This window comes from Streptomyces sp. NPDC059828 (assembly GCF_042731955.1).
In the GTDB taxonomy this organism is placed as follows: domain Bacteria; phylum Actinomycetota; class Actinomycetes; order Streptomycetales; family Streptomycetaceae; genus Streptomyces.
In genome coordinates this window covers 153,178-155,200 of record NZ_JBHWIW010000011.1, presented here as the reverse complement: position 1 = coordinate 155,200, position 2,023 = coordinate 153,178, and the positions used below count along the sequence as shown (strand labels likewise).

Sequence of the window (2,023 nt, the reverse complement as noted above, 5' to 3'; positions counted from 1 at the left end):
GGTGAGGGCCTTCTGGAATAGGCTGAGGGGTGTCCGGATATCGCCCTCGCCCTCCGCGCACGCGGGCAACCGCGCGGTGGCCCCGGTTACGGGGTCAGCGGAGGGTGCTGGCCCGTGCCCGGCTGCGGCGGGGCGGGAGGGTCCTGGCGGATGACCTCACCCTGGACCACCTTTGCGTCCGGGCGGTGAATGCGCGCCTGCCGCAGAGCGTCCCCGAGTGAGCCGGGCGCGGCCTGCCGCATCCGGCGTTCCAGGGACTTCTCGGCATGGCGTCCGATGCTGCGGCGCACGGGTGGCAGGAGCAGCAGCAGACCGGCCGCGTCGGAGATCAGTCCGGGCAGCATCAGCAGCAGTCCGCCCAGCATCAGCAGGCCGTTGCCCTGGTCCTGGCGGTCGGCCGGCGTCGCCGCGGGTGTCGCGCCCGACTGCTGGAAGGCCTCGGTGAGGTTGCGGAAGGCGCGGCGGCCGGCCTTCTTGATCACCACCGCGCCGAGCACGGCGCCCGCCACGAGCAGGGCGAACACGGTGAACCCGCCGGCCGCCCCGGCCACGAGCGTCAGCAGCCAGATTTCCAGCAGCAGCCAGGCGGCGACGCCGAGAGGAAGGAAGGTACGGGCGCGGGAGCGCCGAGGGGCGGTCGGAGTGCGTACACCGGTCGTCATGCCCCCAGTGTGCCTGGCCGCCCGCTCGGGCGGCGTAAAGGAAGCAGCGGGTGCAGCGGCTCAGGATGCGGGAGGCGCCTGCTTGGCCGGACGCCGGCCGAGCAGGCGACTCGCCCGCGCACTCACGCCCCAGGCGGTGACCCGCCACAGCGCCTCGACGAGGATGTCCTTGCTCATCTTGGAGTCGCCGCGCTCGCGCTCGACGAAGGTGATCGGGACCTCCACGACATGGAACCCGGCAGCGACCGCGCGGCGCGCGAGGTCGACCTGGAAGCAGTAGCCCGCCGAGGCCACGTCGTCCAGGCCGAGGCCCTCCAGGGTCTCCTTGCGGAAGGCACGGAAGCCGCCGGTGACGTCGCGGATCGGGACATCGAGCAGAACGCGCGAGTAGAGGCTGCCGCCCCGGGAGATGAACTCGCGGGACTTGGGCCAGTTCACGATCCGGCCGCCGGGCACCCATCGGGAGCCCAGGACGAGATCGGCGCCCTTGAGCGCGGTGAGCAACCGGGGCAGCTCCTCGGGCTGGTGGGACCCGTCGGCGTCCATCTCGACGAGGACTCCGTAGCCGTGTTCGATCCCCCAGCGGAAGCCCGCGAGATAGGCCGCGCCGAGGCCCTCCTTGCCCTTCCGGTGCAGTACGTGCACCTGGGCGTCCTCGCCCGAGAGCTCATCGGCGATCTTGCCGGTGCCGTCCGGGCTGTTGTCGTCGGCCACCAGGATGTCCGCATCCGGCACCTCGGCGCGCACCCGGGAGACGATCGGCTCGATGTTCTCGGCCTCGTTGTAGGTGGGGATGATCACCAAGGCTTTGCCGAGCGGGCCGTACCGCCTCTGACCACCGTCGTTCACTACTGCCCCTTTGACGTCACTACGCAGAGACCCACCATAGCGAGCGTCGGCGACACGGCCACGTCGGCACGGGTCCGAAGGACCCCAGGGTGGTGCCGCGGGGCGGTCCAGGCCATGGACATGCACCGAAAAGTCCTGGTCGGGCCGGATTCGGTCGCCGTGACGCGATGGGCACAGCAGGGTGGGAACGGGTCGGAACCCGGCGTCCTTCGGGCCGGCCTGGGATCCGCTGGCTGCGGGTCGCCCGAATGCCGTTGTCTACTGAACGCCGGGCCCCACCCGGGTCACACCTTCCCCCGAGCTCCTGCCGGACAGGGGGGACCCGCCACCGGCCGCGGCCTTCCCTCGCCCCCGAGGCGCGGACGCTGAACCTGGCTCCCAGCGGTGGGGGGGGGGGTACGCGCACCCCCCCCCAAACCCCACCCGGTGGGGCGCAGGGGGGGGGGGGCCCGCCGGGGGGGCGGGGGGGGGGGGGTCGGGCGCACCCAAAACGCCCCCCCCGCGCACACGGA

Annotated in this window: 2 protein-coding genes; both read right to left on the bottom strand. The window is 72.7% G+C overall.

Annotated elements, in window-relative coordinates; all coding sequences use genetic code 11:
• Nucleotides 1-86: 86 nt before the first annotated feature.
• Nucleotides 87-662: an FxsA family membrane protein gene (fxsA, locus tag ACFV6V_RS10070; RefSeq protein WP_385561796.1), complete on the bottom strand. Its 576-nt coding sequence runs from the start codon at nucleotides 660-662 to the stop codon at nucleotides 87-89.
• Between the two features lie 60 nt (nucleotides 663-722).
• Complete coding sequence (locus ACFV6V_RS10065) at nucleotides 723-1,511, bottom strand: polyprenol monophosphomannose synthase (protein ID WP_361287874.1); 789 nt, start codon at nucleotides 1,509-1,511, stop codon at nucleotides 723-725.
• Nucleotides 1,512-2,023: the final 512 nt, after the last annotated feature.

Bases quoted from the DNA above. Each gene is read 5' to 3' on its own strand.
- fxsA (WP_385561796.1), bottom strand. From the start codon at position 662: ATGACGACCGGTGTACGCACTCCGACCGCCCCTCGGCGCTCCCGCGCC.